At 65.2% G+C, this 25,420-nt stretch carries 19 protein-coding genes, 1 tRNA gene and 5 pseudogenes; 15 read left to right on the plus strand and 10 right to left on the minus strand.

The genetic code is table 11. The features are described 5' to 3' along the window. Positions 1-83: pseudogene (locus FV242_RS24290) on the minus strand (IS5/IS1182 family transposase); the annotation flags it as partial. Between the two features lie 190 nt (positions 84-273). Beyond that, positions 274-356 (minus strand) — tRNA-Glu (locus FV242_RS24295). Positions 357-459: 103 nt separating this feature from the next. Between FV242_RS24295 and FV242_RS24300 the strand changes: the two genes are divergently transcribed. After that, a complete protein-coding gene (locus FV242_RS24300) occupies positions 460-1,653 on the plus strand; it encodes a tyrosine-type recombinase/integrase (RefSeq protein ID WP_147940710.1) in 1,194 nt (397 codons plus the stop codon). 360 nt (positions 1,654-2,013) lie between these two features. Here FV242_RS24300 and FV242_RS24305 read toward each other — a convergent pair. Next, a pseudogene (locus FV242_RS24305) lies at positions 2,014-3,117 on the minus strand (IS3 family transposase). A gap of 157 nt (positions 3,118-3,274) precedes the next feature. Between FV242_RS24305 and FV242_RS24310 the strand changes: the two are divergent. From FV242_RS24310 to FV242_RS24320, 3 genes and pseudogenes are all read left to right on the plus strand, one after another. Continuing rightward, positions 3,275-4,923 (plus strand): annotated as a pseudogene (locus FV242_RS24310) (ISL3 family transposase). Between the two features lie 902 nt (positions 4,924-5,825). After that, positions 5,826-6,095, plus strand: coding sequence for a hypothetical protein (locus tag FV242_RS24315; protein ID WP_246692852.1), 270 nt, complete (start codon positions 5,826-5,828; stop codon positions 6,093-6,095). A 390-nt stretch (positions 6,096-6,485) separates the two neighbouring features. Beyond that, positions 6,486-6,725, plus strand: a pseudogene (locus FV242_RS24320) (ISL3 family transposase); the annotation flags it as partial. A 52-nt stretch (positions 6,726-6,777) separates the two neighbouring features. Here the strand turns inward: FV242_RS24320 and FV242_RS36375 are convergent. The 3 genes from FV242_RS36375 to FV242_RS24335 form a co-directional block, all read right to left on the minus strand. After that, positions 6,778-6,966 (minus strand): hypothetical protein, encoded by a 189-nt coding sequence (locus FV242_RS36375; protein WP_187278542.1) that lies wholly within the window; start codon positions 6,964-6,966, stop codon positions 6,778-6,780. Positions 6,967-7,133: 167 nt separating this feature from the next. Then, a complete protein-coding gene (locus tag FV242_RS24330) occupies positions 7,134-8,069 on the minus strand; it encodes a bifunctional enoyl-CoA hydratase/phosphate acetyltransferase (protein ID WP_147940712.1) in 936 nt (311 codons plus the stop codon). Positions 8,070-8,095: 26 nt separating this feature from the next. Next, on the minus strand, positions 8,096-8,857 hold the full coding sequence (locus FV242_RS24335; RefSeq protein WP_147940713.1) for an IclR family transcriptional regulator: 762 nt from the start codon (positions 8,855-8,857) through the stop codon (positions 8,096-8,098). A 290-nt stretch (positions 8,858-9,147) separates the two neighbouring features. Between FV242_RS24335 and xsc the strand changes: the two genes are divergently transcribed. Further along, positions 9,148-10,923 (plus strand): sulfoacetaldehyde acetyltransferase, encoded by a 1,776-nt coding sequence (xsc, locus tag FV242_RS24340; RefSeq protein ID WP_147940714.1) that lies wholly within the window; start codon positions 9,148-9,150, stop codon positions 10,921-10,923. 18 nt (positions 10,924-10,941) lie between these two features. On the opposite strand, the gene FV242_RS24345 is transcribed toward xsc, so the two are convergent. Both FV242_RS24345 and FV242_RS24350 read right to left on the minus strand, forming a co-directional pair. Continuing rightward, positions 10,942-11,151 (minus strand): hypothetical protein, encoded by a 210-nt coding sequence (locus FV242_RS24345; RefSeq protein ID WP_147940715.1) that lies wholly within the window; start codon positions 11,149-11,151, stop codon positions 10,942-10,944. A 65-nt stretch (positions 11,152-11,216) separates the two neighbouring features. Further along, the gene (locus FV242_RS24350; RefSeq protein WP_147940716.1) at positions 11,217-12,095 is read right to left on the minus strand and encodes a LysR substrate-binding domain-containing protein; all 879 of its coding nucleotides are present in this window, start codon (positions 12,093-12,095) and stop codon (positions 11,217-11,219) included. Positions 12,096-12,322: 227 nt separating this feature from the next. On the opposite strand from FV242_RS24350, the gene FV242_RS24355 reads away from it, so the two are divergent. The 4 genes from FV242_RS24355 to FV242_RS24370 all read left to right on the plus strand — a co-directional run bounded on the left by FV242_RS24355 (position 12,323) and on the right by FV242_RS24370 (position 17,207). Next, on the plus strand, positions 12,323-13,627 hold the full coding sequence (locus FV242_RS24355) for an MFS transporter (protein WP_147940723.1): 1,305 nt from the start codon (positions 12,323-12,325) through the stop codon (positions 13,625-13,627). A 117-nt stretch (positions 13,628-13,744) separates the two neighbouring features. Next, on the plus strand, positions 13,745-15,181 hold the full coding sequence (locus FV242_RS24360) for an aldehyde dehydrogenase family protein (protein WP_147940724.1): 1,437 nt from the start codon (positions 13,745-13,747) through the stop codon (positions 15,179-15,181). Further along, entirely contained in the window at positions 15,178-16,305 is a 1,128-nt protein-coding gene (locus FV242_RS24365; protein WP_147940717.1) for a succinate--CoA ligase subunit beta, read from the plus strand. The genes FV242_RS24360 and FV242_RS24365 overlap by 4 nt, the downstream gene beginning before the upstream one ends. Then, positions 16,302-17,207: a CoA-binding protein gene (locus FV242_RS24370; protein ID WP_187278543.1), complete on the plus strand. Its 906-nt coding sequence runs from the start codon at positions 16,302-16,304 to the stop codon at positions 17,205-17,207. Before FV242_RS24365 ends, FV242_RS24370 begins: the two co-directional genes overlap by 4 nt. Before the next feature lie 54 nt (positions 17,208-17,261). Here the strand turns inward: FV242_RS24370 and FV242_RS24375 are convergent, their stop codons facing one another. After that, entirely contained in the window at positions 17,262-18,290 is a 1,029-nt protein-coding gene (locus tag FV242_RS24375) for a histone deacetylase family protein (RefSeq protein ID WP_147940718.1), read from the minus strand. A gap of 221 nt (positions 18,291-18,511) precedes the next feature. Here FV242_RS24375 and FV242_RS24380 point away from each other — a divergent pair, with 221 nt between their 5' ends. The 4 genes from FV242_RS24380 to FV242_RS24395 all read left to right on the plus strand — a co-directional run bounded on the left by FV242_RS24380 (position 18,512) and on the right by FV242_RS24395 (position 23,335). Further along, complete coding sequence (locus FV242_RS24380) at positions 18,512-20,236, plus strand: GMC family oxidoreductase (RefSeq protein WP_147940719.1); 1,725 nt, start codon at positions 18,512-18,514, stop codon at positions 20,234-20,236. Between the two features lie 60 nt (positions 20,237-20,296). Beyond that, on the plus strand, positions 20,297-21,682 hold the full coding sequence (locus FV242_RS24385) for an MFS transporter (protein WP_147940720.1): 1,386 nt from the start codon (positions 20,297-20,299) through the stop codon (positions 21,680-21,682). Between the two features lie 76 nt (positions 21,683-21,758). Next, positions 21,759-22,967 (plus strand): molybdopterin-dependent oxidoreductase, encoded by a 1,209-nt coding sequence (locus FV242_RS24390; RefSeq protein WP_147940721.1) that lies wholly within the window; start codon positions 21,759-21,761, stop codon positions 22,965-22,967. Positions 22,968-23,020: 53 nt separating this feature from the next. After that, entirely contained in the window at positions 23,021-23,335 is a 315-nt protein-coding gene (locus tag FV242_RS24395; RefSeq protein WP_147940726.1) for a cytochrome c, read from the plus strand. Between the two features lie 19 nt (positions 23,336-23,354). Here FV242_RS24395 and FV242_RS24400 read toward each other — a convergent pair whose 3' ends face one another. Continuing rightward, complete coding sequence (locus tag FV242_RS24400; RefSeq protein WP_246692854.1) at positions 23,355-23,603, minus strand: hypothetical protein; 249 nt, start codon at positions 23,601-23,603, stop codon at positions 23,355-23,357. A 242-nt stretch (positions 23,604-23,845) separates the two neighbouring features. Here FV242_RS24400 and FV242_RS24405 point away from each other — a divergent pair, with 242 nt between their 5' ends. Both FV242_RS24405 and FV242_RS24410 read left to right on the plus strand, forming a co-directional pair. Then, positions 23,846-24,862, plus strand: coding sequence for a YeiH family protein (locus FV242_RS24405; RefSeq protein ID WP_147940728.1), 1,017 nt, complete (start codon positions 23,846-23,848; stop codon positions 24,860-24,862). Between the two features lie 101 nt (positions 24,863-24,963). Next, positions 24,964-25,420, plus strand: a pseudogene (locus FV242_RS24410) (amidohydrolase); the annotation flags it as partial.

The raw sequence follows: 25,420 nt of genomic DNA on the forward strand, positions 1-25,420 counted from the left end.
CCGCCCTTCGGACGCACCCGCGCCGGAGGCAGCAGCGGCGCGATCACCACCCAGAGATCGTCGGGAACGAGGAACTTCGCCATGCTCTACCAACGCGCCAACCGCCGGTTTCGTTAGGCGCTCTTAGGCCCCCAATGCGCCCGGGGCATCGAAGGCAGACCTCGCTCGCTGAACTCGAGCTCTCCCCCAGACATGAGGATCGCCGAAACACGAGCTGTGTGAGACGCCTATGTGAGCCGCGTTAGATATACGCACTTAAGTGCTTGAAAACCCTGGCGCGCCCTACGGGAATCGAACCCGTGTTTTCGCCGTGAAAGGGCGCCGCAGATAGTCCGACGACGTCCAACAGCGTCCGCGTAAGATACTGTTATAGAACGTACTTTCCGATTTTTGCGCCTTGGCTTGTCCGGTGCCGTGTGGCACAATCCAGGAACACGGACGGGACACTAACTGGACACTATGGCCCGCAGCGCTCGCGCCCCGAAACTCGAGACCCGCACCAACCGCCTCAAGCTGCCGGTCGCCAAAAAGCCGATCTACGTGCGCGTCGCTCCGGGCATCTCGCTCGGCTACCGCCGCAACGAGACCGCCGGCACTTGGGTCGTGCGCGTCGCCGACGGCTGCAGCAGCTCATGGACGAAGCGCATCGGTGTCGCCGACGATTTCGATGAAAGCGACGGGCAACGCATCCTCACCTACTGGGAGGCGCAAGCCTTATCCAAGACCAAGGCGCGCGGTGATGAGCCTGGTGGTGCTCGCCAGACCCCGCTGACCGTCGAGCGCGCCGCGGCCGCCTATCTCGCCGGCCTTGAAGCTCGGAATCAGCGCACTGCAAACGACGCGCGGCTGCGCCTCAACCGCCTCTTCCTGCCTCGCTTCGGCGCGAAGCACGTGTCTGAGCTAATCCGTCGACAGATCGAGGCATGGCGGGATGGTTTGGTACGGCGGTGCGACGATCCCGAACAGCGGCGGCGCAGCCAGGACACCGCTAATCGTGTTCTCAGCATCGTGAAGGCGATGCTCAACCACGCCGTCAGCGATCCGGCGAACGGCCTAAGCGATGACAGCGCGTGGCGACTGGTACGCCCGTTCCAGCGCGTGGGCCGGGCACGGGAGGTGCATTTCGTGGCAGCCGAAGTGCTACGGCTACTCGAGCACTGCGATGATCCTGGCTTCCGCGATCTTCTGACGGCCGGCTTTCTTACGGGCGCGCGCTACGGGGAGCTCGCCGCCTGTCGGGTCCGCCACTTCGACAGCACGGGTGAGACCCTGCATGTGCCAAGCGGTAAGACGGGCGCACGCACCGTAATCCTGCAGCCCGAGGCGGTCACGTTCTTCGTGAGGCTCGCGGCCGGTCGCCCGCAGGACGCACCGCTCCTGTGCCGCATCAATGGAGAAGCCTGGGGCGCAAGCCATCAGGTTAGACCGATGAAACGGGCGCTCGCGGCCGCGAAGCTCGATCCGACCGGGACGTTTTATGCGCTGCGGCACTCGTACATCTCGCGCGCGATCGAGGCCGGAGTGCCGCTGAACGTAGTAGCGGATAACTGCGGGACGAGCGTGCGGATGATCGAAACGACCTACGCGAAGGTGCTCGCGACCAAGCGGCGCGAGTTTATCATCAATGGAGCTCCGAGACTGTTCGCGGCCTGATGATCCGTTGCAGACCTTCAAATCTGCCGGACTAGACGTCCGCTTGGTGGGAAAAGAGGACTTTCAAGCGGCAACCACGACACGAGCAGGTTGTTCAACATTGAACGGCCGCCTGTCCAAGGAACCTTGGGCTGATTTCGCAGATCGGCTTCCAACGAGATATTCCCGAGCTGCTCTTGCTCAGGCCCTGAGCGGCCAATCGGACGGAATAAGTTTCGCTCCCGATGCCTTCGTCCATCGACCCTTCACGGCTGCGACGTACTCCGGATCCTCCTCAATGTGACCTGCCCCCGTTCGGTGGCCCAGGTTCGAAGTTAGTGCATCGTCGGTCTGGAGTTGACCCCGTTTGTGGTCCACGGCCTATGCAAGTTCTCGGGCTGTGACAGCTTGGTTGGCGAAGGCTCGGGGCGTCAAGCCGCCCAGGGCCGTGTGGGGTCGATCTTTGTTGTAGTGGCACCTCCATTCCTCGATGCGCTCGCGGGCATCGGCCAGCGACAGGAACCACGAGGCGTTCAGGCACTGCGCCCGTAGACGGCCGTTGAACGACTCGATGTAGGCGTTGTCGGTCGGCTTGCCCGGTCGGGAGAAGTCGATCTCGACCCCGTTCAGGTAGGCCCACTGGTCGAGCATGCGACCGGCAAACTCCGGTCCGTTGTCGACCCGCAGGCTTTTGGGCCGCCCCCTCAGCCTGACCAAGGCGTCGAGCGCCTCGGTCACCTGGAAGGCGCGGAAGTTGGCTCTCGGCGTCAGTGAGAGCGCCTCTCGCGTGTGGCAATCGACGACGGTCAGGATCCGAAACGGACGCCCGTCGAAGATGCGGTCGGACATGAAGTCCATCGCCCAGACCTCGTTGGGCCCACCGATCACCGGTCGTCCCTGGCGATAGCGCCAGGCTCGCTTGCGCTTGGGCAATTTGGACCGGATCGACAGTCCCTCGTCGCGGTAGATCCGGTAGGTGCGCTTGTGGTTCACGGCCCAGCCCTCCCGTTGCAACAGGATGTGCAGCCGCCGGTAGCCGTAGCGCACCCGCACGGCGGCCAGCTCCTTCAGTCTCATCCGCAGCGCAACCTGCGGATCAGAGCGCTTGCCGTAGCGCTGGGAGGAGCGGCCGAAGCCGGTGGCCTGGCAGGCCCGACGCTCGCTGATGTCGTCGGCCACCTGCAGGTGGCCGGCGACCTCGCGGCGAACGGCGGGCCTCACCACTTTCGCTTGAGCACATCCTGCAGCATGGAGCGGTCCAGCGTCAGGTCGGCGACCAGCCGTTTGAGTTTGCCGTTTTCGTCCTCCAGCTGCTTGAGCCGTCGGATCTCCGGCACGCCCATGCCGACGAACTGCTTCTTCCAGCGTGAGACACGTCGGCTCGGACACGCCCATCTTCCGGCAGACCTCATCCACCGTCGCACCATTCTCCGCCTGCCGCAGGGCAAAGGCGATCTGTTCGTTCGTGAAGCGTTTGCGAGGCATGGCATCCACCCTCCTTCAGGGTTCAGGATGCCCGAAAAACTTGCGCTCAGCGCGGACCAGTTTGCGGCTCTTCGCCAAGTTTGGTGGATTGGGTTGGTGGAAGGGATGCCGGAAGGTAGCTCCTGGCTGAACCGGGCGGGGATTCTCAGATCAGGGTATGACCCTTCTCTGTCACATACCCGGTTGTCGCTTTCTCCACGTCACGCGTGAGGAGAGCACTACCCTTCGCATTGCCGCTCAAGCGAAGCGCGATCATGCCCGTTGCCCAGGTTGTCGTACGGTCAGCCGGTCGGTGCATAGTCGCTATCACCGGCGTTCCGCCGACCTACCGACGAGCGGTCAGGAGGTGCGCCTGAACCTGACGATCCGGCGCTTCTACTGCCACGATCCTGCTTGCGCGCGTCGGACCTTCGCCGAGCGTCTGCCTCGCCTCCTCGACCGCTACGCTCAGAGGACCCGCCGGCTGGCCGATGCCCAGGTTCGGACCGCGCTGGCGCTCGGTGCCACGCCCGCCGCCCGGCTGCTGCCGCACCTGGCGATGCCCACCAGTGCCACGACGCTGCTGAGGGGCATCCGCAAATGGCCGCTGCCGACCCGATCCAAACCGATCATCGTCGGGGTAGACGACTGGGCCCTGCGCAAGGGCCGAACCTAGGCACCATCCTGGTCGACCTCGAACGCCGCCATGCCATCGACCTGCTGCCGGATCGTTCGGCCGCGACGCTGGCGGCTCGGCTCCGGCGCGACCCACAGATCCAGGTCGTGGCACGGGACCGCTCGACCGAATATGCGCGTGGGACCGCCATGGGTGCGCCCGATGCCGTTCAGGTCGCAGACCGGTGGCATCTCCTGCTCAATACCCGACAGATGGTCGAGCGCTGGCTCGCCCGCGTCCATCCGCGTCTGAAGCTGTTGCCGGCCGTGGCCCCGTCATCGCCATCGATTCGGCGCGTCACGCCCTACCCGCGCGCACCGTCCGAGATGCTCGCGCGGGCCGCGGCCCGCGGTCGATGGGAAGCCGCCTATGACGACGTGCGTCGCCGCCATGCGGAAGGACACTCGCTTCGGCGCATCAATCGCGAGACGGGCTTGGCCCGCGCGACGGTGCGCAAGTACGCCTTCGCCGCGAGCTTTCCCCGGAACGGCATGCGCGAGCCGAAGCCGAGCATGCTCGATCCTTATCTCGGGCACCTGCATGTCCGCCTGGATGAGGGGTGCGAGAACGCGACGCAGCTCTGGCGCGAACTTCAGGGTATCGGATTTGCCGGCACCGCGAAGCAGGTGCGTCGCTGGTTATCCGAGCGGCGCGCAGGCTTGGCCGGAATGACCATCCGGTCGCCGCCAGCAACAGCTGACATCCGTGTTGCGATCTCCACCGCATCACCCCTGGCCTCATCCAAGCAACTGTCCTGGTATCTCTTGCGTGAGCCCGAAGACCTCGACCCCGAGGCAGCCGCGGTCGTCGCGCGCGTCCTGCAGGATCCCGAAGCAGCCAAGGTCGTCGATCTCGGCCGCCGGTTCTGTTGGATCGTCCGGAGCCGCTCTCATCCGCCGCCATCGGGAAGGTCGGATGTCACGGCGTTCGATGAATGGCTCTGCGAAGCGCAAACCTGCGGCGTCCGCATCGTGGAGAACTTTGCTGTCAGCCTCGGTCAGGACGGAGACGCCGTCCGGGCTGCGCTGACACTCCCTTGGAGCAGTGGGCAGGCTGAAGGGCAGATCACACGTCTCAAGCTCTTGAAGCGCGCCATGTACGGCCGCGCCAACCTCGATCTCCTCCGCCGACGGTTCCTCCTCGCAGCCTGATCCACCAAACTTGGCGAAGAGCCATTTTTCAGGGGGCAGGCCAGAAGTTGGGTGATGGGACCACCCCGGTCCAGATCGATATGACGCCTATCAACGTGTTAGAGATGTAGCCGGCGATCTCACAGCCGGCATGAAGGCACAAAAAAGTCGAGCTTGGGAACTACCCACTAACCTCGCTATTGCAGTGCAGCATGCGATGGCGACGCGTGTTGCTGCCCTTACGGGCGTTTCCTCCCAAAACTCGGGCCGCTCCTTCGGGGGCGGCCCTTTTTTCTAGGGCTCAAACGTGCATCAAGTCGCGATGAGTTGAAAGGTTGCCTTCCGTGCCCCCTTAGGTCGCCGAGCCGGTAATTCCGGGCGGCGCGCTGGCTCGCATGAGCGTTGCGCAGGCGGCGCATCAACTGCTGATAATCCTCATCCCGGCGTGGGTGAACCATTATCGGGGGCGGCGGGAAAGATGGCGTGGCGTCGACACGGCGCGTTTCGTCCAGCTTCATGGCAAGCTCTTCCATTACTACTTTTGGATGAGCCTATTCCCTCTCTCCCGCTTTGCAAAAGGCGACACGCTACTCCGGGCTTCCACTCCCAAGCCGCCGCACTACACAGCCTGAAACGACGAAGGGCGCGCCGGTCACTCGGCACGCCCCGTCTCTTTGATCCGCCTGGTGTATCTTAAGCAGCACGCGCCAGAACCCGCTGGACCTGGGTTGCGCCCCACTCGCCACCACGAGCGGTACGAACCCGGCGGAGGTTCAGCTCGTCAGCAATGCCCGCGTTCGTCTCGATCCCGCTGGCCCGGATGCTGGCGATGATCGGCATGACGTTGCAGACAAGGCGACATGCCCTCAACGCTTCTCTATAGGCTGTCCATTCCCCAACAGTCGTGAAATCGGATGGATGGCATGAACCGGCATACGACCAAGCCAGAGACCAAGGACTACTCCGAGATCATGAAGGAGGAGAGCGACAAGATTACGAGCAAGATTGACGAGTCATTTGGTAAGCTGGCTAATAAACTTCGTGGGAAGGCGGACAAGGCCAAGGAAAAGCTGGGCAGAACGAAGAAGGAAGCCAAGCGGTCCGTTTTGCTACGGCGGTTCGAGCTGTACGCCGATGCCGCGCAGCACCTGGAAGACCATTTGGCTCCGAGGCGTGAAGGGGGCAGCGACTGACGCCTCTGGAGCTGGATCACTCGACGGTGCGCAACCGCTTCCCTGGCGGTAGGACCGGCGCTGGTGTCCTGGGTGCCTCTTGGTGGAAACGCTGACGATCGCCGGCTACAACCTCCGTCACGCCGTCGATCGCGTTCACCACACCGTCGACGGCCTTGTAGAGCGGCCCCTGCAGTTGGGCGTGAGACAGAACCTTAATGCACTGTCGGCGCCACCGGCCAGCTTCTTCGAGGAAGTGAGCCTCCTCTGCCCGAACGAACACACCGCGTCTGTCCACGCTCGATTCCCGACAATCGCATGGATAGTGTAGAACAGGACAAGAACGAGGCCAAGGCTTCACCAGAGATGCGCTTCGGTTACGGTCGGCGCCTGGCCGTCGGTGTGCATTGATTGCGTGAGCGGAGACCGCCGGACCTCGACACGTGGATCGACACGGCCGCTCGCGGCCTCCTCGCGTCCTTCGCAAACGACCTGTCGAGAGACAGAGCGGCTGTTGCCGCGGCGCTAGCCGAGCCGTGGTCGAATGGCCAGACCGAGGGGCAGATCACCCGTCGCAAGCTCGTGAAGCGACAAATGTTCGGTCGGGCCAAGCTCGATCTGCTCGAAGCGCGGCTGATCGGCGCCGGGTGAGGCCGACTGCATCGAGAGTGCGCCAGACCCCGCAGTCGTCGCCGACAAACTATCATGCCAACGCGTCGCGGGTGGAAACCACCCGCAGAATGCCTAGGCGCCTGCCTCCAGTGGCCGGAACCGGCTCGGGCCGGTTCCGGCCGTTCCCCTTCGCCGCGTAGAGCGCCCCGTCGGCCCGTCGATAGAGATCCTCTCCCAGCTCGTCCCGCTCCGTGCAGGCCAAGCCTACGCGCACTGTCACGGCACCCTGCTCGATACCGGCTGAATCGATGGACAGCCCGCTACCTTAGACCATAAACCACCTCGGCGACGCGCATCGCACCGGCCTCGTCGGCATTCGAAAGAAGCAGGGTGAACGTGTCGCCAAAGCGCGTCGCAGGAGAATTTCACTTCGCTCATGGGCGAATGTCAATGATCCGGTCGGGACACCGCGAACGCGGCGAGCGCGCAGGAGGCGATGCGCGCCTGCCGCGAGTCGGCCCGGCTGGTCAAGATGACCGGCACGCGCGCGCCGAGGACGAGGCCCGCACAAGCGGCCCCTCCGAGATACACCAACGATTTGTAGAGGGTGTTGCCGGCATCGAGGTTCGGTACGACGAGAATGTCGGGCTCGCCGGCCACGAGGGACACGATGCCCTTCGTGCTGGCCGATGCTAGCGAGACCGCGTTGTCGAAGCCGAGCGGTCCATCGAGGGTCGCGCCTGTGATCTGACCGCGGTCGGCCATCTTGCAGAGGGCGGCCGCATCGATGGTTGAGGGGAGCGCCGGATTGACGGTTTCGACGGCGGCCAGGATCGCGACCTTTGGGGTCGGGATGCCTAGGCTTTGGGCCAGACCGATCGCGTTGCGCACGATGTCCGCTTTTTCCATCAGGCCGGGGGAGATGTTCACCACGGCATCCGTCAACATCAGCGGCTTGTGATAGGCGGGACAGTCGAACCAGAACACGTGGCTCGTTCGGCGACCCGTCCTGAGCGGGCTGTCGCGCCCGACGACGGCGCCCAGCAATTCGTCAGTGTGCAGCGAGCCTTTCATGAGTGCGCAGATCTCGCCGGCTCCCGCGAGGGCCACCGCCTTTCGTGCCGACCCCAGGGCGTCGGGGGCGTCGACGATCTCGCAGCCCGCGAGACTTACGTCTGCATCGGCGGCGGCCCTACGGATCAGTCCGGGTGGCCCGATGAGGACGGGATCGATGAAGCCCTGCTCCCGCGCTTCCAGGGCCGCCCCCAGCGCACCCGCGTCGCACGGGTAGACGATCCCCACCCGGAGGCGGCCGGCGGCGCGGGCCCTCGTCGCCATGGCTTCCAGCCTTGGAAACGCGACCATCGTCTCTAGCGTAGCCATGGGTTCCTCGCTCCTGTGACGTCAGGTCATGTCAGCGTCGCCGCAAGCGCCCTCGCGGCGTCGCGGAGGGTGGGCAGACGGGCTTCGGCGTTGTCGCGGGAAAGCCGCACGACCGGGCCCTGCAGGGCTAGGGCGGCGATGCATTCGCGCCCCGTCCGGTCGAGGATCGGCACAGCGACGCAGAACAAACCAGTCAGGAATTCCTCGTCGTCGAGGGAAAAGCCCTGGTGCTTGATGGCGTCGAGCTCGGCGGCGAGCGCCTCCGGCTCGACCAGGGTGTTTTCGGTATGGCGAACGAGCTTGAGGGTCGCGATCAAACGATCGCGTCGTCCCTTCGGCATTGCCGAGAGGAATATCTTGCCGCTCGCCGAGCAGTGGACTGGAACCCGCGAGCCCTTCTGGAAGGCGACGCGCAACGGCTGTGAGGCCTCCACACGGTCGAGGTAGACCACTTCGGCTCCTTGGAGGACCGTCAGGTTGCACGACTCGCCCAGCTCGCGCGCGACGCCGTCGAGGATCTGGTGGCGGCGCGTCGACCCCGGATTGTTGGACAGGATGGCGAAGGCAAGTGCGGTGGCCCGATCGGCGAGTTCGTAGCGCCGACCGTCGGGAAGCCGTCGTAGCAACTCGGCCCCCTCGAGCATCGAAAGCCAGCGATGCAGGGTCGGCTTCGGCAGATTCGCCGTCTCGGTCAACTCCGCCAGGGTCGGAGGATGATCCATCGCCGCGATGATCTCCAGTAAGCTGAACGCCTTCAGCGCAGGCGAGGTTTCGATGGCTTCGTCCATGCTCATTCGTTTATTATTCCGATTTCCAGAACGTTGAAAGCAAAAAAACGAGATCTCTGTTGCGACGTCGACGAGAACGGTCCATGAAGGTGTGCGCGTTCAGCCATTGATGGCGGCTCGCGTAAAACGTGGGTGGTGAGCGGTCCTGCACCGGCGATCCGCTGACGGCGTCGTCACGGCGGCTTCGCGAGGGAAGCTGTCTTTAACAAGTCCGTGGCGTCCACATCGCGGAGGGCTGGCGCCCGTGGCTGCGCGACCCACGAAACATTGCCGAGATAGGAGGATGCGCTATGAGGATGACCACGGAGGAGGCTTTCGTTAAGGTCCTCCAGATGCACGGCATCGAGCATGCCTTCGGGATCATCGGGTCCGCGATGATGCCCGTGTCCGACTTGTTCCCGAAAGCGGGAATCACCTTTTGGGATTGCGCTCACGAGACCAATGCCGGGTTGATCTGCGACGGGTATACCCGGACCACCGGTAAGATGGCGATGGCGATCGCCCAGAATGGACCGGGCGTGACCGGCTTCGTCACGGCCATGAAGACGGCCTACTGGAATCATACTCCGATGCTGTTGGTGTCGCCGCAGGCGGCCAACAAGACGATCGGTCAGGGCGGCTTCCAGGAAGTCGAGCAGATGGCTCTGTTCGAGGATATGGTCTGCTATCAGGAAGAGGTTCGTGACCCATCCCGCGTAGCCGAGGTGCTCAATCGGGTGATTGAGCAGGCTTGGAGGGGCTGCGCACCGGCACAGATCAACGTCCCGCGCGATTACTGGACGCACGTCGTCGACATCGACCTGCCACAGATCGTCCGGCTCGAACGCCCCTCCGGCGGCCGTACCGCGATCGCGGAAGCAGCCGAACTTCTCTCGAACGCCGAATTTCCCGTCATCCTCAACGGCGCCGGCGTCGTAATCGGAGACGCGATCCCCGAGTCGATCGCGCTGGCCGAGCGCCTGGATGCGCCGGTCTGCTCCGGCTACCAGCACAACGACGCGTTCCCTGGAAGTCATCCCCTTGCCGCCGGCCCACTAGGGTACAACGGCTCCAAGGCGGCGATGGAGCTCATCGCGAAGGCCGACGTGGTGCTCGCCCTCGGCACGCGTCTGAATCCATTCTCTACCCTACCGGGCTACGGTATCGATTATTGGCCCAAGGATGCCAAAATCATCCAGGTCGACATCAATCCCGACCGCATCGGCCTGACCAAGAAGATCACGGTAGGCATCTGTGGCGATGCCAAGCAGGTCGGCCGCCAGCTTCTGGAGCAGATATCGAGTTCCGCCGGTGATAGTGGGCGCTCGGAGAGAAAGGCCCTGATTCATCAGACGAAGTCGGCATGGCTGCAGACGCTATCGTCGATGGACCATGAGGACGACGATCCGGGTACGTCCTGGAACGCTGAATCGCGCGAGCGCGATACGGGTTTGATGTCGCCGCGACAGGCTTGGCGAGCGATCCAGGCGGGCCTGCCGCGGGACGCCATCATGTCCACCGATATCGGCAACAATTGCGCGATCGGCAACGCCTATCCGACCTTCGAGCAGAGCCGCAGGTATCTAGCGCCCGGCATGTTCGGCCCCTGCGGCTACGCGTTCCCTTCGATCATCGGGGCGAAGATCGGATGTCCCGACACCCCGGTCTTCGGTTTCGCTGGTGACGGTGCCTTCGGCATTTCGATGAACGAGATGTCCTCAATCGGGCGCGACGAGTGGCCGGCGATCACGATGGTGATCTTCCGCAACTATCAGTGGGGTGCCGAAAAGCGCAACACGGTGCTGTGGTACGACAACAACTTCGTCGGGACCGAGCTCGACCGTAAGCTCAGTTACGCGAAGATCGCCGAAGGATGCGGCTTCAGGGGTGTAAGCGTCGACGCGCAGGCTGCCTTGACGCAAGCCATCCGGGAGGCCGGCGAGGCGCAGAGCCGCGGGATCACCACCTTTATCGAGGTGATCCTGAACCAGGAACTCGGCGAGCCGTTCCGACGGGATGCGATGAAGAAACCCGTGATCGTGGCCGGCATCGATCGTGCGGACATGCGGCCGCAGCAGGCTGCCTGACCGCTCTTTGCCAGACGCTCAGTTGCCCGGATAGAGCATGGCTTCGCCGTGCTCGTTCCGGGCGACTTCCAGCATATGCCATTTCACCCTGGTAGCCGCCGCCTCAAAGCTGAAACCCGGCCCGTGGTACGCCGCGGGCCGCGCGGCGTGTGCCTGCACCAAGCTCGTCACGAGCAGGAGTGCAGCGATTAGAGGAAACAGGTCGCGAATGCGGTCGAGGTCGTTCATTGCGAAACCAGCGTGATCGGGACGCTGCTTTATCAAGCGGCGTTGTGCGCTGCAACAAAGAACGCCTATGAAGACGCTTGTTGGCGCGTGACGTTCCCGAGTTCCGACAGGATGTACCGAGCGAGGTGATCGGTCGCGGCGGACACGCCGTTCCCCCGTCGATGCAGGGTGATCTCTTGCGCCGGCAGCGGAGGCAGACCCTCCGCAGCTCCAAGCCGCCGCAGCTGCGGCGTCAACGCGCAAAGGGGGAAGACGGAGATCGCCAGTCCGGCATGCACGGCGGCCTGCAATCCCGCGATGCTGTCGCTGACCGCAGTCACCGCCCACGAGCGCCTGGCCTTTCCGAGCGCGCCGGTCGCGTGCTGCCGGTAGATGCTGCCGGGCGGCATCAGCGCCAGAGGCAAAACCGCATCCAAGTCCACCGGATAGTCGCGCCCAGCGACCCAGATCAGGGGCTCGTCGCGCACCGGCACGCCGCCGTCCAGGTCCGGCTGTCGGGTCATCAGGGCGATGTCGATCTCCTCGCGCCTCAGCGCGGCGTGCAGATGGATACTGCGGGAACAGCGTAGCTGGATCTCGACCTGCGGATAAGCGCGCGCGAAACCGACGAGCACGGTCGGCAATAGGAAAGCCGCATAGAGATCCGGCACGCCGAGTCGAACGTGACCGACGACCTCCGGCGCCGCAAAGCGCTCCCGCACCTCGTCGTTGAGGCTCAGGAGGGTGCGCGCGTAGGCGAGCAGAACCTCCCCATCGCGGGTGAGGGCGAGGTGGCGGCGGTCACCCGAGAAGAGCGTCTTGCCCAAGGCGCGTTCTAGGCGGTGCATTTGGTGGGTGATCGCCGGCTGTGTACGTCCGACCAGCTGACCAGCTAGCGTTATACTGCCGGTTTCGTTCACGGCCACGAAAGAGCGAAGCAAAGAAATTTCGAGATCCGGAATCATTCTGATCAATTTCCTGAATGAGTGTCATACAGAAAATAAATTTCGCGGGGAAGGGGGTGATCGCTACCATGAGGTTCCGAGAGCGGTCTGACTTATAATGCAGGCACCCAACGTCCTGCAGCGGTCGCTTCGGAAGGATGGAAACGCACAGACGCACCGAGTTCCCGCGGAACGTCTGCCGATCCTACGGCAGCTTCCCGGTCTCGGTCCCCGACCGGGAGGGCAAGATGCTGGGACTCGGCCGATTTAAATCTACGGATCGCGTACTTCTGCTGATCTGCCTGATGTACTTGGTGACATATATCGATCGGGTCAACATCGGCACCGCTGCGCCGGCAATCCAGAAAGAGCTCGGGCTCACGAATACCGAGCTCGGACTCGCTTTCTCGGCGTTCGCGTACCCCTACGCGTTCTTCCAGATCGCCGGAGGGTGGCTCGGCGATCGGCTCGGCCCGCGCCTGACGCTGTTGATCTGCGGATCGATCTGGTCCGCGGCGACTGTGATGGTCGGCTATGTCGAGGGCGCCCTCTCGCTCGTCGCGGTGCGCTTCCTCCTCGGCGTCGGCGAAGGCTCCGCTTTTCCGACGGCCACGCGCGCGCTGGCGAACTGGATGCCCCCGGATAGGCGCGGCTTCGCCCAGGGCATCACCCACGCCTTCGCGCGCCTCGGCAACGCGCTCACGCCTCCGCTGATCGCCTTCCTGATCGTCGCCCTGTCCTGGCGCGACAGCTTCGTCATTGTCGGATTCGTGAGCTTTGCGTGGGTCGCCGTCTGGTGGTTCTACTTCCGTGACGATCCCGGCGACCACCGCGGCGTCACGCCGGAGGAGCTCGCCATCCTGCCGCCCCGGACGACACGCGCGCAACGCAGGCCCGTGCCTTGGGGGCGGTTGCTCAAGCGCATGATGCCGGTGACAATGACCGATTTCTGCTACGGCTGGACGCTCTGGCTGTTCCTGAACTGGATCCCGTCGTACTTCCTCCACGAATACCACCTCGACATCAAGAAGACGGCGATCTTCGCGTCGGGCGTGTTCTTCGCGGGCGTCGTCGGCGACACGGTTGGCGGCATCGTCAGCGATCGGATCGTGCGCGGGACGGGGAGTGTCGCGAAGGGCCGCGTCAGCGTCATCGTGGTGGGCTTCCTCGGCGCCTTCCTGTGCATGTTGCCGGTCCTGTTCGTGAAGGACCTCCTGACCATCACGCTCTGCCTGAGCGGCGCGTTCTTCTTCGCGGAGCTGATCGTCGCGCCGATCTGGGCTGTGCCGATGGACATCGCGCCCCAGCACGCCGGCACGGCCAGCGGCTTCATGAATTTCGGCTTCGGTCTGGCCGGGATGATCTCGCCCGTGGCGTTCGGCTGGGTCATCGACCTGACGGGACGGTGGGACCTGCCCTTCGTCGCGTCGCTGGGGCTGTTGCTCCTCGGTGCAGGCCTCGCCTGCCGGATGCGGCCAGACGAACCGTTCCTCGACGACGTCGAGGCGCCTTCGTCGGTCTCCGCTCGGATCGCCGCCAAGCCCGTCGCCTGATCGACGACGCGTCCCGAAATCCGGACCGCACGGATCCGCGGTGCCGGCGTCTCTCGCCAACGAACCTTGGAGTGTGCCGCCATGTCGGAAGCCCGTCCCCTCGCCCCCTCCGAGCCCATGCCGTTTCCGGGACGATCCGTCGACAACCGGCCGGTCGAGATCGTCATGGAACGGGCCCGGACCGCGCAGAGGTCGTTCGCGCAGGTCGACCAGGACGGCGCGGACGCGGCGGTTCGAGCCCTCGCATGGTCTCTCTACAAGCCGGAGAACGCCCGCGCCCTCGCGGAACTCGCCGTCGAGGATACCGGCCTCGGCAACGTGCCCGACAAGGTCGTCAAGAAGCAGCGCAAGACCTTCGGCACGCTGCGCGACCTGCTGCGTGGCCGGTCGGTGGGCATCATCGAGCGGGATCACGATCGGGGCTTGGTGAAGTACGCCAAGCCCATGGGGGTCATCGGTGCGGTGACGCCGTCCACCAATCCGGGCGCGACGCCGGTCAACAAGGCGATGATGGCGATCAAGGGCCGCAATGCCGTCGTGATCGCGCCGTCGCCGCTCGGGTACCGCACCACCGAGCGCGCCGTGAACTTGATGCGCGCCGAACTGGAGGCGATCGGCTTCCCCGCCGACCTCGTCCAGATCCTGCCCGCGCCGGTGACCAAGGATTCGACGGAGGCGCTGATGAAGGCGTGCGACCTCGTGGTGGTCACCGGCTCGCAGGATAACGTTCGGCGAGCCTATTCCTCCGGCACGCCGGCGATCGGCGTCGGGGCGGGCAACGTCCCGGTCATGATCGACGAGACGGCCGATCTCGACGCCGCCGCGTCGCGCATCCGCGACTCGAAGATCTTCGACAACGCGACCTCCTGCTCCTCCGAGAATGCGCTCGTCATCGTCGACGCGGTCTATGACGCGGCGATCGCCGCGCTCGAACGGGCCGGCGCCTATCGCTGCACGCCCGAGGAGAAGGACCGCATCGCCGAGCGGCTGTGGCTGCGCGGCAAGCTCAACCGCGACCTCATCGCCCGCGACGCCGACGTCCTGGCCCGAGCCTTCGACTTGTCTGACGCAGCGACAGGCAAGCGTTTCTTCCTTGTCGAGGAGCGGGGCGTCGGCAAGGCGTTCCCGTTCTCCGGCGAGAAGCTCGCGGTCGTGCTCACCGTGTACCGCGCCCGCGACTTCGCCGATGCCAAGGCGCAGGTGGCCGCGATCCTGGATCACCAGGGCAAGGGCCATTCCTGCGGCATCCACACCACCGACATGGCCCGGGCACGCGAACTCGCCGAGGATCTCGACGTCGTTCGCGTGCTCGTCAACTTCGCCCACACCTTCGGGAACGGAGGCGGCTTCAACTCGGGCCTCGGCTTCACCCTGAGTATGGGCTGCGGATCTTGGCAGAAGAACAGCATCTCCGAGAACCTGAGCTATCGGCACTTCCTCAACATCACCCACCTCGTCACCCCCATCCCCGAGGACCGACCGAGCGAGCGGGACCTGTTCGGCCCGCATTGGGACCGGATCAGACATGTCGAAACGCAGGAGGCAGGCCGATGAACTTCCTCGAACACGCGGCCAAGGAGCGGGTATTGGCGCCGGCGGGCGTTCCCGTCCCCAGGGCCGTGCTTTGCGAAACCGCCAGCGCGGCGCGAGCGGCCTTCGCCGAGTTGGGGCCCTGCATGGTCAAGGCGCAGGTCCCCACCGGCAAGCGCGGCAAGGCCGGCGGCATCCGAGCGGCCCTGTCGGCCGACGAGGCCGAGCGCGTCGCCGAAAGCATCCTCGCCCTGACGATCGACGGCCACGCGGTCGAGTCGGTGCTCCTGGAGGAGCGGGCCGCGATAGCCCGAGAGTTCTACGCCGCGATCCTGACCGACACGGTGGGCCGTTGCCCGCTGGTGCTGTTCTCCACGGAGGGCGGCATGGATATCGAGGAGGTCGCAGCCACCCGACCCGAGGCCCTGCGGCGCCATCGCGTCGATCTCGATGCTGGCTTCGACGCGGCGGATGCCGAGGCGCTGATCGCCGGCCTGGACCTCGGGGGCGCCGAGACGAAGGTCGCCGGGATCCTAGCCTCGCTCTATCGCATCGCGGTGACGGTCGATGCCGAGTTGATCGAGGTCAACCCGTTGGCACTCCTGGCCGACGGGCGGGTCGTCGCGCTCGACTGCAAGCTCACCCTCGACGAGGCCGCGGCCTTCCGGCAGGGCGACCTCGCGCCCGCGGCCGCAGCCGAACCGATGACCCCGCTCGAACGCGACGGTGCCGCCGCGGGCCTCAAGTTTATCCAGCTCGACGGCGATGTCGGTGTCCTGGCCAACGGCGCTGGGCTCACGATGACCACCATGGACGTGATCAGCCATTGCGGCGGTCGGCCTGCGAACTTCCTGGAGATCGGCGGTGAGGCCTACACCAAGTCGGAGACGGCGCTGCGCCTGGTGCTGTCCAATCCCGGCGTGAAGAGCCTCGTCGTCAATTTCTGCGGTGCCTTCGCGCGCACCGACGTGATGGCGGAGGGCGTGGTCAACGCCTGGAAGCGGCTCGCACCGACGGTGCCGGTCTTCTTCTCGATCCACGGCACCGGCGAGGACGAGGCCGTACGCTTAGTGCGCGAGGGGCTCGGGATCGAGCCCTATGACCTGATGGAGGACGCGGTCCAGGCCGCGGTGGAGGCCGCTCGATGATCATCTATCGTCAACCCGCCCGGGTCCTGGTCCAGGGCATCACCGGCAAGCAGGGCACTTTCTGGACTGAGAAGATGATCGGATGCGGCACGACCGTCGTGGCCGGCGTCAACCCCAAGCGTGCCGGCCAGCACCATCTCGGTCTACCGGTCTACGCCACCGCGCGGGCGGCGATGTCCGAGACGCCCTTCGACTGGGCCGTGATGTTCATCCCACCGGACGCAGCCAAGATGGCTGCGGTCGATGCGATCGAGGCGGGCGCACGGACGGTGGTGGTTCTCACCGAGCACATCCCGGCGCGGGACGTGCTCGCCATCCACCACGCGGCCTTGCGCCATGGTACGTGCATCATTGGGCCGAACACCGCGGGCGTCGTCACGCCCGGCGAGGGATTCGTCGGGATCATGCCCGGCCACAACGGCAACATCTTCCGGCCCGGCAAGGTCGGGGTGATCTCGCGCAGCGGCAGCCTGGGCACCCTGATCTGCCTGAACCTGACCCGAGCCGGGATCGGGCAGTCGGCCTTCCTCGGCATCGGCGGGGACCCGATGATCGGCACCAGCACGCGCGACGCGCTGAAGGCCCTCGACGAGGACGACCGCACCCGCGCCGTCGTCATGGTGGGTGAGATCGGCGGCGCGATGGAGGAGCAGGCGGCCGAGTACGCGGCCACCATGAGCAAGCCCGTCGTATCCTTCATCGCGGGCCGGGCCTCTCCGCCGGGCAAGAAGATGGGCCATGCCGGCGCGATCGTTTCGGGCGACGTGGGCAGCTACGGTGGGAAGCGCGCCGCGCTGGAGGCGGCGGGCGTGGCGGTGGCCGATACACCGTCGCAGATTCCCGGCCTGCTCAGGAGCGCGCTGGTTGCCGGCACGGAGCGCCACACGGCCGTATTCGCGTAGAGCCGTCAGCCGATCACGCGGAGACTACGTGCGAGCGGCGCTCCGAAGCGTCGCTCAGGCCCGCGCAGCGTCGAAGGCGCTGAGGAAGGCGAGGAGGTTTCGCGACAGCGCTTCGCACAGGTAGCCACCCTCCTGCACGATCACGGTCGGCAGCCCTGTGCCCGCGATCAGGTGCCCGGCCGCCGAGAAGCCTCGACCCGACACCTTGAGGACACCGATCGGATCCTCGGCGGCGGCGTCGAGGCCGAGGGCTACGACGAGGGCCCGTGGCCGCTTGGCCGTGATCGTTTCGAGGCCGGCAACGATTGCCGCGAGCCAGACCTCGTCACCCGATCCCAAAGCCAGCGGCAGGTTGCGGTTGCCGCCGATACCCGGGCCTTCGCCCATCTCGTCGGCGTATCCAGCGTAGAATGGGTAGTACTCGGCAGGATCGGCGTGGACCGAGACGGTCAGCACGTCGCTTCGCCGGTAGAAGATTCCCTGTGTGCCGTTGCCGTGGTGCACGTCGATATCGAGGATGGCAATCGGCCCCCCTGTCTCGACGAGCAGCCGCTGCGCTGCGATCGCCGTGTTGTTGAGGTAGCAGAACCCGCCCGCGGAGTCGGCGTAGGCATGGTGCCCTGGCGGCCGGCACATGGCGTAGGCGTGCCCCCCGGCCAGGGCGACACCGGCCGCATCGATCGCGGCCTGAGCCGTTCCGTAGACCGCCTCCCAAGTCCCCTCACGGATCGGTGTCGACATGTCGGCCATGTGGAACCCCGCGAGACCAAGCATGCCGGTCGGCCTGCGGTGCATGTGTGGTCGGGAAAAGTGACCCGTCAGGACCTCCTCGCCCGCTCCGAGCATCTCCCCGCGTCGGGACCAAGCCTCGCGTAGGAACTGGATATAGTCCGCCGAATGGACCTCCTCCAGCGGCGCAAGGCCTCCATCGCTCGCCACGACGAGGTCGTGTCCCGCGGACAGCACGGCGCCGTGTAGCCGAATGTAGCGTTCGGCACGCTCGGGATGGTCGATGACCGCGCCCCGACGAAAGTATCGGTCCGGGTCATGACGTGCAGAGCTCGGATGGTGGAATATTTTCATGGTGTTCGCTCGACTCGGATACTTACCCGCACGGTCACGGGTCGCTTGCCTTCGGCCCGGACAGGATGCCGGCCCGATCGGAATACAGATGTCGTTTTGATGAAGGTGGCCCTCTCCGTCGCGGCCTTTCAGCCGTAAGGTGTTGACATAAGGTGATTCCTCTCGTCAAATAGAACAAATCGTACCGGAATTCGAGACAAAACCTCGAATCGGAGACAATGATGAGGAAACTCCAGGAAGCTCGCCTGCCTTCGGCCAGCGCGTTCGACTACGTGATCGTCGGTGGCGGAACCGCGGGTTGCGTCCTCGCCAATCGCCTTTCCGACGACGCACGCAACCGCGTCCTGATGCTCGAGGCTGGGCCCCGCGACCGATCTCCGTGGATCCACCTCCCGATCGGTTACGGCAAGACGATGTTTCACAAGAAGCTGAACTGGGGCTTCTATACGGAACCAGAGCCGACCATGAACGGCCGGCGGATCTACTGGCCGAGGGGACGCACGCTCGGCGGATCTAGTTCGATCAACGGTCTGATTTTCGTGCGAGGACAGCGTGAGGATTACGACCATTGGGCAGCTCTCGGCAACGCCGGTTGGGCCTGGGACGACGTGCTGCCGTACTTCGTGCGTTCTGAGCACAATACGCGCGGAGCCAGTCGGGCCCATGGCGGCGAGGGGCCGCTCTGGTGTTCCGACATCCGTCACAAGCACGAGCTGATCGAGCGGATCATCGCCGGGGCCCACGAACTGGGGGTGCCCCAGACCGATGACTTCAACGATGGTGATCAAGAAGGCGTTGGTTATTATCAACTATTCACGCGCAATGGACTGCGCTGCAGCACGGCTGTCGCCTATCTTCGGCCCGCGAGATCTCGCCCGAACCTTCATATAGAGACCGACGCTCACGCGGCCGGCTTGATCATGGACGGGCGCCACTGCCGCGGTGTCCGTTACCGACGGGGCGGCGTCCTTCACGAGGTCCGCGCCGAGCGGGAAGTCATCCTCGCGGCCGGGGCACTCCAAAGCCCGCATCTGCTCCAGCTCTCCGGTATCGGAGCGGGGCGGGAGCTGTCCCGACACGGCATCGAGGTCGTTCACGAGTTGCCTGGCGTCGGTGAAAACCTTCAGGATCACCTCCAGATCCGGTTGAGCTACAAGGTCGGGAAGCCGATCACGACGAACGACGAACTCGCGAGCTTGTACGGCAAGGCCAAGATCGGGCTGCGCTGGCTGCTGACACGCAGCGGCCCCTTGGCTGTCGGCATCAATCAGGGTGGACTCTTCACACGCGTCATGCCGGGACCGGGCACGCCCGACATCCAGTTCCACTTCGCGACGCTCTCGGCCGATCTCGCAGGGGCGGCCCCCCATCCCTGGTCGGGCTGCACCTTCTCGGTCTGCCAATTGAGACCGGAGTCGCGTGGAACCGTGACGCTGCGCAGCGCCGACCCATTCGAAGCGCCGGTGATGCGGGCAAATTACCTTGCGACGGAAACCGACCGTCGCTGCACCGTCGAGGGCATCAAGTTCGCTCGACGCCTCGCCGAAAGCGAGGCGCTGAAGGATCTGCTCGTCGAGGAATACAAGCCCGGATCGAAGACTCAGGGGGATGATGCCCTCCTGGAGTTCGCTCGCGAGGCCGGGGCAACGATCTTTCATCCCTCCGGCACCTGCAAGATGGGTTCCGATCCGATGGCGGTGACCGATGAGCGCCTGCGTGTGCATGGCATCTGTGGCCTGCGCGTCGTCGACTGCTCGATCATGCCGACGCTGGTTTCGGGCAACACGAGTGCACCCGCGGTGATGATCGCCGAGAAGGCGTCAGACATGATCCTCGCCGATGCGCGATCCGGGCAAGCCGCAACGGGCGTCGACTTGCTGCCGGAGCAGCGTTCGTTTTCGTCGGCGCGCGTGCGCACCGCCGCGGTACCGGCTGGCCCTGCCTGAGTTCAAGCCGGCTCACCGATCAAGAATCGTGAAAGAACAGTCGTAACCAGGGAGGATGGCATGGTCGGGCTCGTTGACGGATCAGCGACGACGGACAGAGGTCACGTCCGACGTGTCGTGTTGGCGTCCCTGATCGGGGCGACGATCGAGTGGTACGACTTCTTCCTGTACGGCGTCGTAGCCGGAATCGTTCTGAACAAGCTCTACTTTCCCACCAGCGATCCCGTCGTATCGACGCTGCTCGCGTACGCGACCTTCGCGGTCGGCTTCGTGGCGCGTCCGCTCGGCGGCGTCATCTTCGGGCATTTCGGAGACAAGATCGGGCGCAAGAGCATGCTGGTGATCACACTCATGCTGATGGGCGTCGCCACCTTCCTGATCGGGCTCGTGCCGAGCTACGCTCAGATCGGGCTCGCTGCGCCCCTGTTGCTGCTGTTCCTGCGGGTCGTCCAAGGTATCGGCCTCGGTGGCGAGTGGGGTGGCGCCGTGCTGATGGCGTTCGAGTACGCGCCGGCCAATCGGCGTGGCCTCTATGCCAGCATACCGCAGATCGGCCTCTCGATCGGCTTATGCCTCGCCTCGGGGGTCGTCGCCCTCCTGTCGTACACCCTGACCGACGACCAGTTTCTCAGCTGGGGTTGGCGTCTCGCCTTCGTACTCAGCGTCATCCTCGTCATCGTGGGTGCCTACATCCGCATGAACGTGATGGAGACTCCTGAATTTCAGCAGGTGAAGCAGGCCAACCGCGAGGCGGCGGTGCCCTTCGTCTCGATGATGAAGGGCTATCCCAAGAACGTCCTCGCCGGAATGGGTGCCCGGATGGTCGACGGCGTGGTGTTCAACATCTTCGCGGTGTTCGCGATCGGCTATCTGACGCAGACGCTAAAAGTGCCGCGCACCGAGGCTTTGCTGGGCGTGACGGCCGCGGCCATCGTCATGTGCGCCACAATTCCCCTGTTCGGCCTCCTCTCCGACTTGATCGGCCGTACCAAGGTCTATGCCTGGGGCTCGGTCATCACGGGATTCGCGGCTTTTCCCGCCTTCTGGGTGTTCATGGCCAACCCAGAAAATCTGACCGCGATCTGGTTCGCCATCATCATTCCGTTCGGAATATTCTACGCCTCGGTTTACGGACCGGAGGCGGCGCTTTTCTCCGAATTGTTTCCGGCTCGCATTCGCTATACTGGAATATCGTTCGTCTATCAGTTTTCGGGTATCTTCGCGAGTGGTTTGACGCCGATCATCGCCACGGCCCTGATGCAGTATTCCGGCAACGGTTCGCCGTGGCTCGTGTGTGCGTATTGCGCGCTTTCTGGCTTGGTGAGCGCGGCATCGGCGATCTGGATCGGACGGGCCGCTCGGCGCGGTACGCTAGATGCCGAAACTTTCGACGAGCGTACCGCGCCGAGGACAACCTCGAGCCAAGTCATATACGAACCTCGATAACGCAGCGCTCGATTTGAACCGTAGATCGAACCTGCCCCCATTTTTCTTCGCCCGTGTATAAGCTTAGGAGATAACGATGCTGCACAGACGCAATCTGCTGCAGGCGGGCCTCGGATCACTGGCGATTACCGCGAGTACGTCGTTCTCACGTCGAGCGATGGCCGCAGGTGAGATCGACCTACCCTTCGGGAAGGGCGAACGTCCGCTGGTCGCGTATCCAGGCAAGCGTCCACTCCTGCAACTCACGGCACGGCCGCCACAGCTAGAGACGCCGTTCTCCGTGTTCGACGAGGGCGCGATCACGCCGAACGACGCGTTCTTCGTCCGCTACCACTTGGCCGACATCCCCACCGAGATCGACCCGGACGCCTTCCGGCTCACGGTCCGGGGCAACGTCGAGCGGCCTGTCTCGCTCTCGCTTGCGGAGATCAAGGCGTTGCCTGGCCGGACCGACATGGTCGCGGTCAACCAATGCTCGGGCAATTCCCGCGGATTCTTCGAGCCGCGCATGGCCGGCGGTCAGCTCGCCAACGGCGCCATGGGCTGCGCGCGCTGGACCGGCGTGCCGCTGAAGAGTGTGCTGGACAAGGCCGGCGTGAAGGCCGGCGCCATGCAGGTCGCCTTCGAGGGGATGGACGGTCCGGTGCTGCCGGAAACTCCGGACTTCGCCAAGGCGCTGCCGATCGATCACGCCCGCGACGGGCAGGTGATGTTGGCTTGGGGCATGAACGGCGAGGACCTGCCTTGGCTCAATGGTTATCCCCTACGCCTCGTGGTGCCGGGCTACTACGGTACCTACTGGGTCAAGCACCTCAACGCGATCAGCGTCCTCGATCATGTCTTCGAGGGCTTCTGGATGAAGACCGCCTATCGCATCCCGGACAATGCCTGCGCCTGCACCGATCCCGGCAAGACGGCCGACAAGACGGTGCCGATCGGCCGCTTCAACGTACGCTCCTTCCTGACCAACCTGACCGACGGGGTGCGAGTAAAAGCCGGGCGAACGTCGCTCCGCGGCATAGCCTTCGACGGCGGCTCTGGGATCAAGTCCGTCGCGGTCTCCGCCGACGACGGCAAGTCCTGGGTGGAGGGCGAACTAGGTCGGGATCTCGGACCCTACGCCTTCCGGCCTTGGACCCTCGCCCTCGATCTCGCGGCCGGCGCGCATGCCATCCGGGTGCGATCGACCGGTAACGACGGCACCACGCAGCCGATGGAGCCGCGCTGGAACCCGGCCGGTTACATGCGCAACGTGGTCGAGACCACCCACGTCACTGCGGTTTGAGGGGGATGGGGATGAAGAAGGTGGTACGCTCGGTCATCGACATTCCGATGCTCATGGGCCTCTTGCTCTCGCCTTTGATCGTCGCAGCTTGGGACGGGCCGGCACTCGCCGCCCCCAAGCACTACGACGCGCCCGAACCGACGGCGCAGCTGCGTGCGGCCAAGGATCCCGCCCACCAAGCGGGCTTCGAGGCAGCCCAGGGCAACTGCGTGACGTGCCACTCGGTCGACTACATCGCCACGCAGCCGCCCGGCAAAGGCGCTGCATTCTGGGAGGGCGAAGTGACCAAGATGCGCAGGGTGTATCACGCTCCCATCGACGAGCCCGACGGCAAGGCCATCGCCGCCTACCTGGCGGATACCTATTGAGGGCCGCGCCCGTCGATGCTCAGCGCAGGGACACGGCCGGGGAGGGGTAGGCGACCACATCCTGCGCCGTCGGCATGACGTGGACATGGATCCGTCCGGCCAGAATCACCAGCGCCAGCGTCCAGAACACCACGCCGCCCACACGCCGCGCAATGCGATCGCCAGCCTCGGAAGATGACGGGCAGACTTGCCAAAAACCCTCGACGACCGGCTCACCGAAGGGATCGAACGCCAGAGTCGGGGCGGTGTCGGGAAAGGTGCGCATCATCCGGAATGTCGCGCGCACGGCGCCTGCCCGCAACGGATGCGGATTCCGAAGTTTCCCGCCACCGGAGAGCGTCCTTCTTTCTTGTGCCGGACCGACGAAGGTTTTCTTCCTCTCGCCGAACCGGCGACCCAGGAGCGACGAGTTTGAGCCCTGAAGCCCCCTCCAAGAACCTCGCCTCGAATGCGGTCTCAACCGAGACAGCCTCGGCACAGGCGCTCGCCCCGGCTGCTCCCGTCTCCTCCGTGCTGCCGGGCATCGGCCTGTGTGCGGCGATCACTGCCGTGGCCATGGCCGCGCAGGCGCTCGAGGAGCGCGTCGCGGGGCATCCCTATGTCGAGGCTCTGGTGCTGGCGATCCTGCTGGGCATCGCGGTCCGCACCGCCTGGACACCCGATGCACGGTTCCGCACCGGCATCGCGTTCTCGGCCAAGCAGCTCCTCGAAATCGCCGTCGTGCTGCTAGGCGCCTCGCTCAGCCTAGGCGCGATTCTAGCCTCGGGACCGGCGCTGCTCGCCGGCATCGTCGGCACCGTGGTCCTCGGCATCGCCGCCAGCGTGGCGATCTGCCGGGCGCTGGGTTTGCCCGCCCGGATGGCGATCCTGGTGGCGTGCGGCAACGCGATCTGCGGCAACTCGGCCATCGCCGCGGTGGCGCCGGTGATCGGGGCCCAGCCCAAGGACATCGCCGCCTCGATCGCATTCACCGCGGTGCTCGGCGTGCTGATGGTCTTAGGCCTGCCGCTGTTCGTACCGCTCACCAGGATGAGCGACAACCAGTACGGCGTCCTGGCGGGGCTCACCGTCTACGCGGTGCCGCAGGTGCTGGCCGCCACCGTGCCGGTGAGCCTGCTCTCGACCCAGGTCGGCACCCTGGTGAAGCTCGTGCGCGTGCTCATGCTCGGACCGGTGGTGGTGGCGTTCTCGCTCATCGCCCCGCGCCTGCCCCAGGAACCCGGGATGGAGGGGGGCGCCAGCCCGAAGGGGCGACCCGGGCTGACCAAGCTGGTGCCGTGGTTCATCCTGGGCTTCCTGATCCTGGCCACGTTCCGGTCCCTGGGGTTGATCCCCGACGCGGCGGTCAAGCCGCTGACGCAGCTCGCGGGATTGCTCACGGTGCTGTCCATGGCGGCGCTGGGCCTGGGCGTCGACGTGCGCGTCCTCGCCCGTGTCGGCGGCCGGGTCACCCTGGCGGTGACGGCGTCGCTGGCCGTTCTCATAGCGGTCAGCATCATGTTGATACACGGCCTCAACATCGACTGACCGGAACTCAGGGATAATTCTGGTACCTTCGTTAGTGCTCGACTGGCGCTGGCCAATGCTTCGATATTCATTCTCCGTGCGTGTCTTATGCTGAGGATTCCATGCCGAGCGAGATCACCCTCTTTGAGACCCGGCGGGTCATCACAATGAATCCGTCGCGGCCGGACGCGACGCATATCGCCGTGCGCGACGGGCGCGTGCTGATGGTCGGGACGCGAGCTGAGTTCGACGGGCTCGACGCGGTTCCGGATCGGCGCTTCGCCGACAAGGTCATCCTCCCCGGCTTCGTCGAGGGACACGCCCACGTCATGGAGGGCACCCTCTGGCGCCAGACCTATGTCGGGGCGGGCGACCGCCGCAGCCCGGACGGACGTCGCGTGCCGGGCCTGCGCGATATCGGGGCCGTCGTCGCCCGGCTTTCGGACGCGGATCGGTCCATCGCCGACCCGGACCAGCTGCTCTACGGGTGGGGCTTCGATCCGCTGCATCTCGGCGGCGCACGCCTGACCCGGCACGATCTCGATCGGGTCTCCACAACCCGGCCGGTCATGGTCCACC

Origin of the sequence: Methylobacterium sp. WL64, from assembly GCF_008039945.1 — a bacterium.
In the GTDB taxonomy this organism is placed as follows: Bacteria; Pseudomonadota; Alphaproteobacteria; order Rhizobiales; family Beijerinckiaceae; genus Methylobacterium.

Coding starts and splice junctions, on each gene's coding strand:
- FV242_RS24315 (WP_246692852.1), top strand. CDS start 5,826: ATGAACCGGCATACGACCAAGCCAGAGACCAAGGACTACTCCGAGATC.
- FV242_RS24380 (WP_147940719.1), top strand. CDS start 18,512: ATGAGGAAACTCCAGGAAGCTCGCCTGCCTTCGGCCAGCGCGTTCGAC.
- FV242_RS24300 (WP_147940710.1), top strand. CDS start 460: ATGGCCCGCAGCGCTCGCGCCCCGAAACTCGAGACCCGCACCAACCGC.
- FV242_RS24350 (WP_147940716.1), bottom strand. CDS start 12,095: ATGATTCCGGATCTCGAAATTTCTTTGCTTCGCTCTTTCGTGGCCGTG.
- FV242_RS24365 (WP_147940717.1), top strand. CDS start 15,178: ATGAACTTCCTCGAACACGCGGCCAAGGAGCGGGTATTGGCGCCGGCG.
- FV242_RS24335 (WP_147940713.1), bottom strand. CDS start 8,857: ATGGACGAAGCCATCGAAACCTCGCCTGCGCTGAAGGCGTTCAGCTTA.
- FV242_RS24385 (WP_147940720.1), top strand. CDS start 20,297: ATGGTCGGGCTCGTTGACGGATCAGCGACGACGGACAGAGGTCACGTC.
- FV242_RS24360 (WP_147940724.1), top strand. CDS start 13,745: ATGCCGTTTCCGGGACGATCCGTCGACAACCGGCCGGTCGAGATCGTC.
- FV242_RS24330 (WP_147940712.1), bottom strand. CDS start 8,069: ATGGCTACGCTAGAGACGATGGTCGCGTTTCCAAGGCTGGAAGCCATG.
- FV242_RS24375 (WP_147940718.1), bottom strand. CDS start 18,290: ATGAAAATATTCCACCATCCGAGCTCTGCACGTCATGACCCGGACCGA.
- FV242_RS24355 (WP_147940723.1), top strand. CDS start 12,323: ATGCTGGGACTCGGCCGATTTAAATCTACGGATCGCGTACTTCTGCTG.
- FV242_RS24345 (WP_147940715.1), bottom strand. CDS start 11,151: ATGAACGACCTCGACCGCATTCGCGACCTGTTTCCTCTAATCGCTGCA.
- FV242_RS24400 (WP_246692854.1), bottom strand. CDS start 23,603: ATGATGCGCACCTTTCCCGACACCGCCCCGACTCTGGCGTTCGATCCC.
- FV242_RS24390 (WP_147940721.1), top strand. CDS start 21,759: ATGCTGCACAGACGCAATCTGCTGCAGGCGGGCCTCGGATCACTGGCG.
- FV242_RS24395 (WP_147940726.1), top strand. CDS start 23,021: ATGGGCCTCTTGCTCTCGCCTTTGATCGTCGCAGCTTGGGACGGGCCG.
- xsc (WP_147940714.1), top strand. CDS start 9,148: ATGAGGATGACCACGGAGGAGGCTTTCGTTAAGGTCCTCCAGATGCAC.
- FV242_RS24370 (WP_187278543.1), top strand. CDS start 16,302: ATGATCATCTATCGTCAACCCGCCCGGGTCCTGGTCCAGGGCATCACC.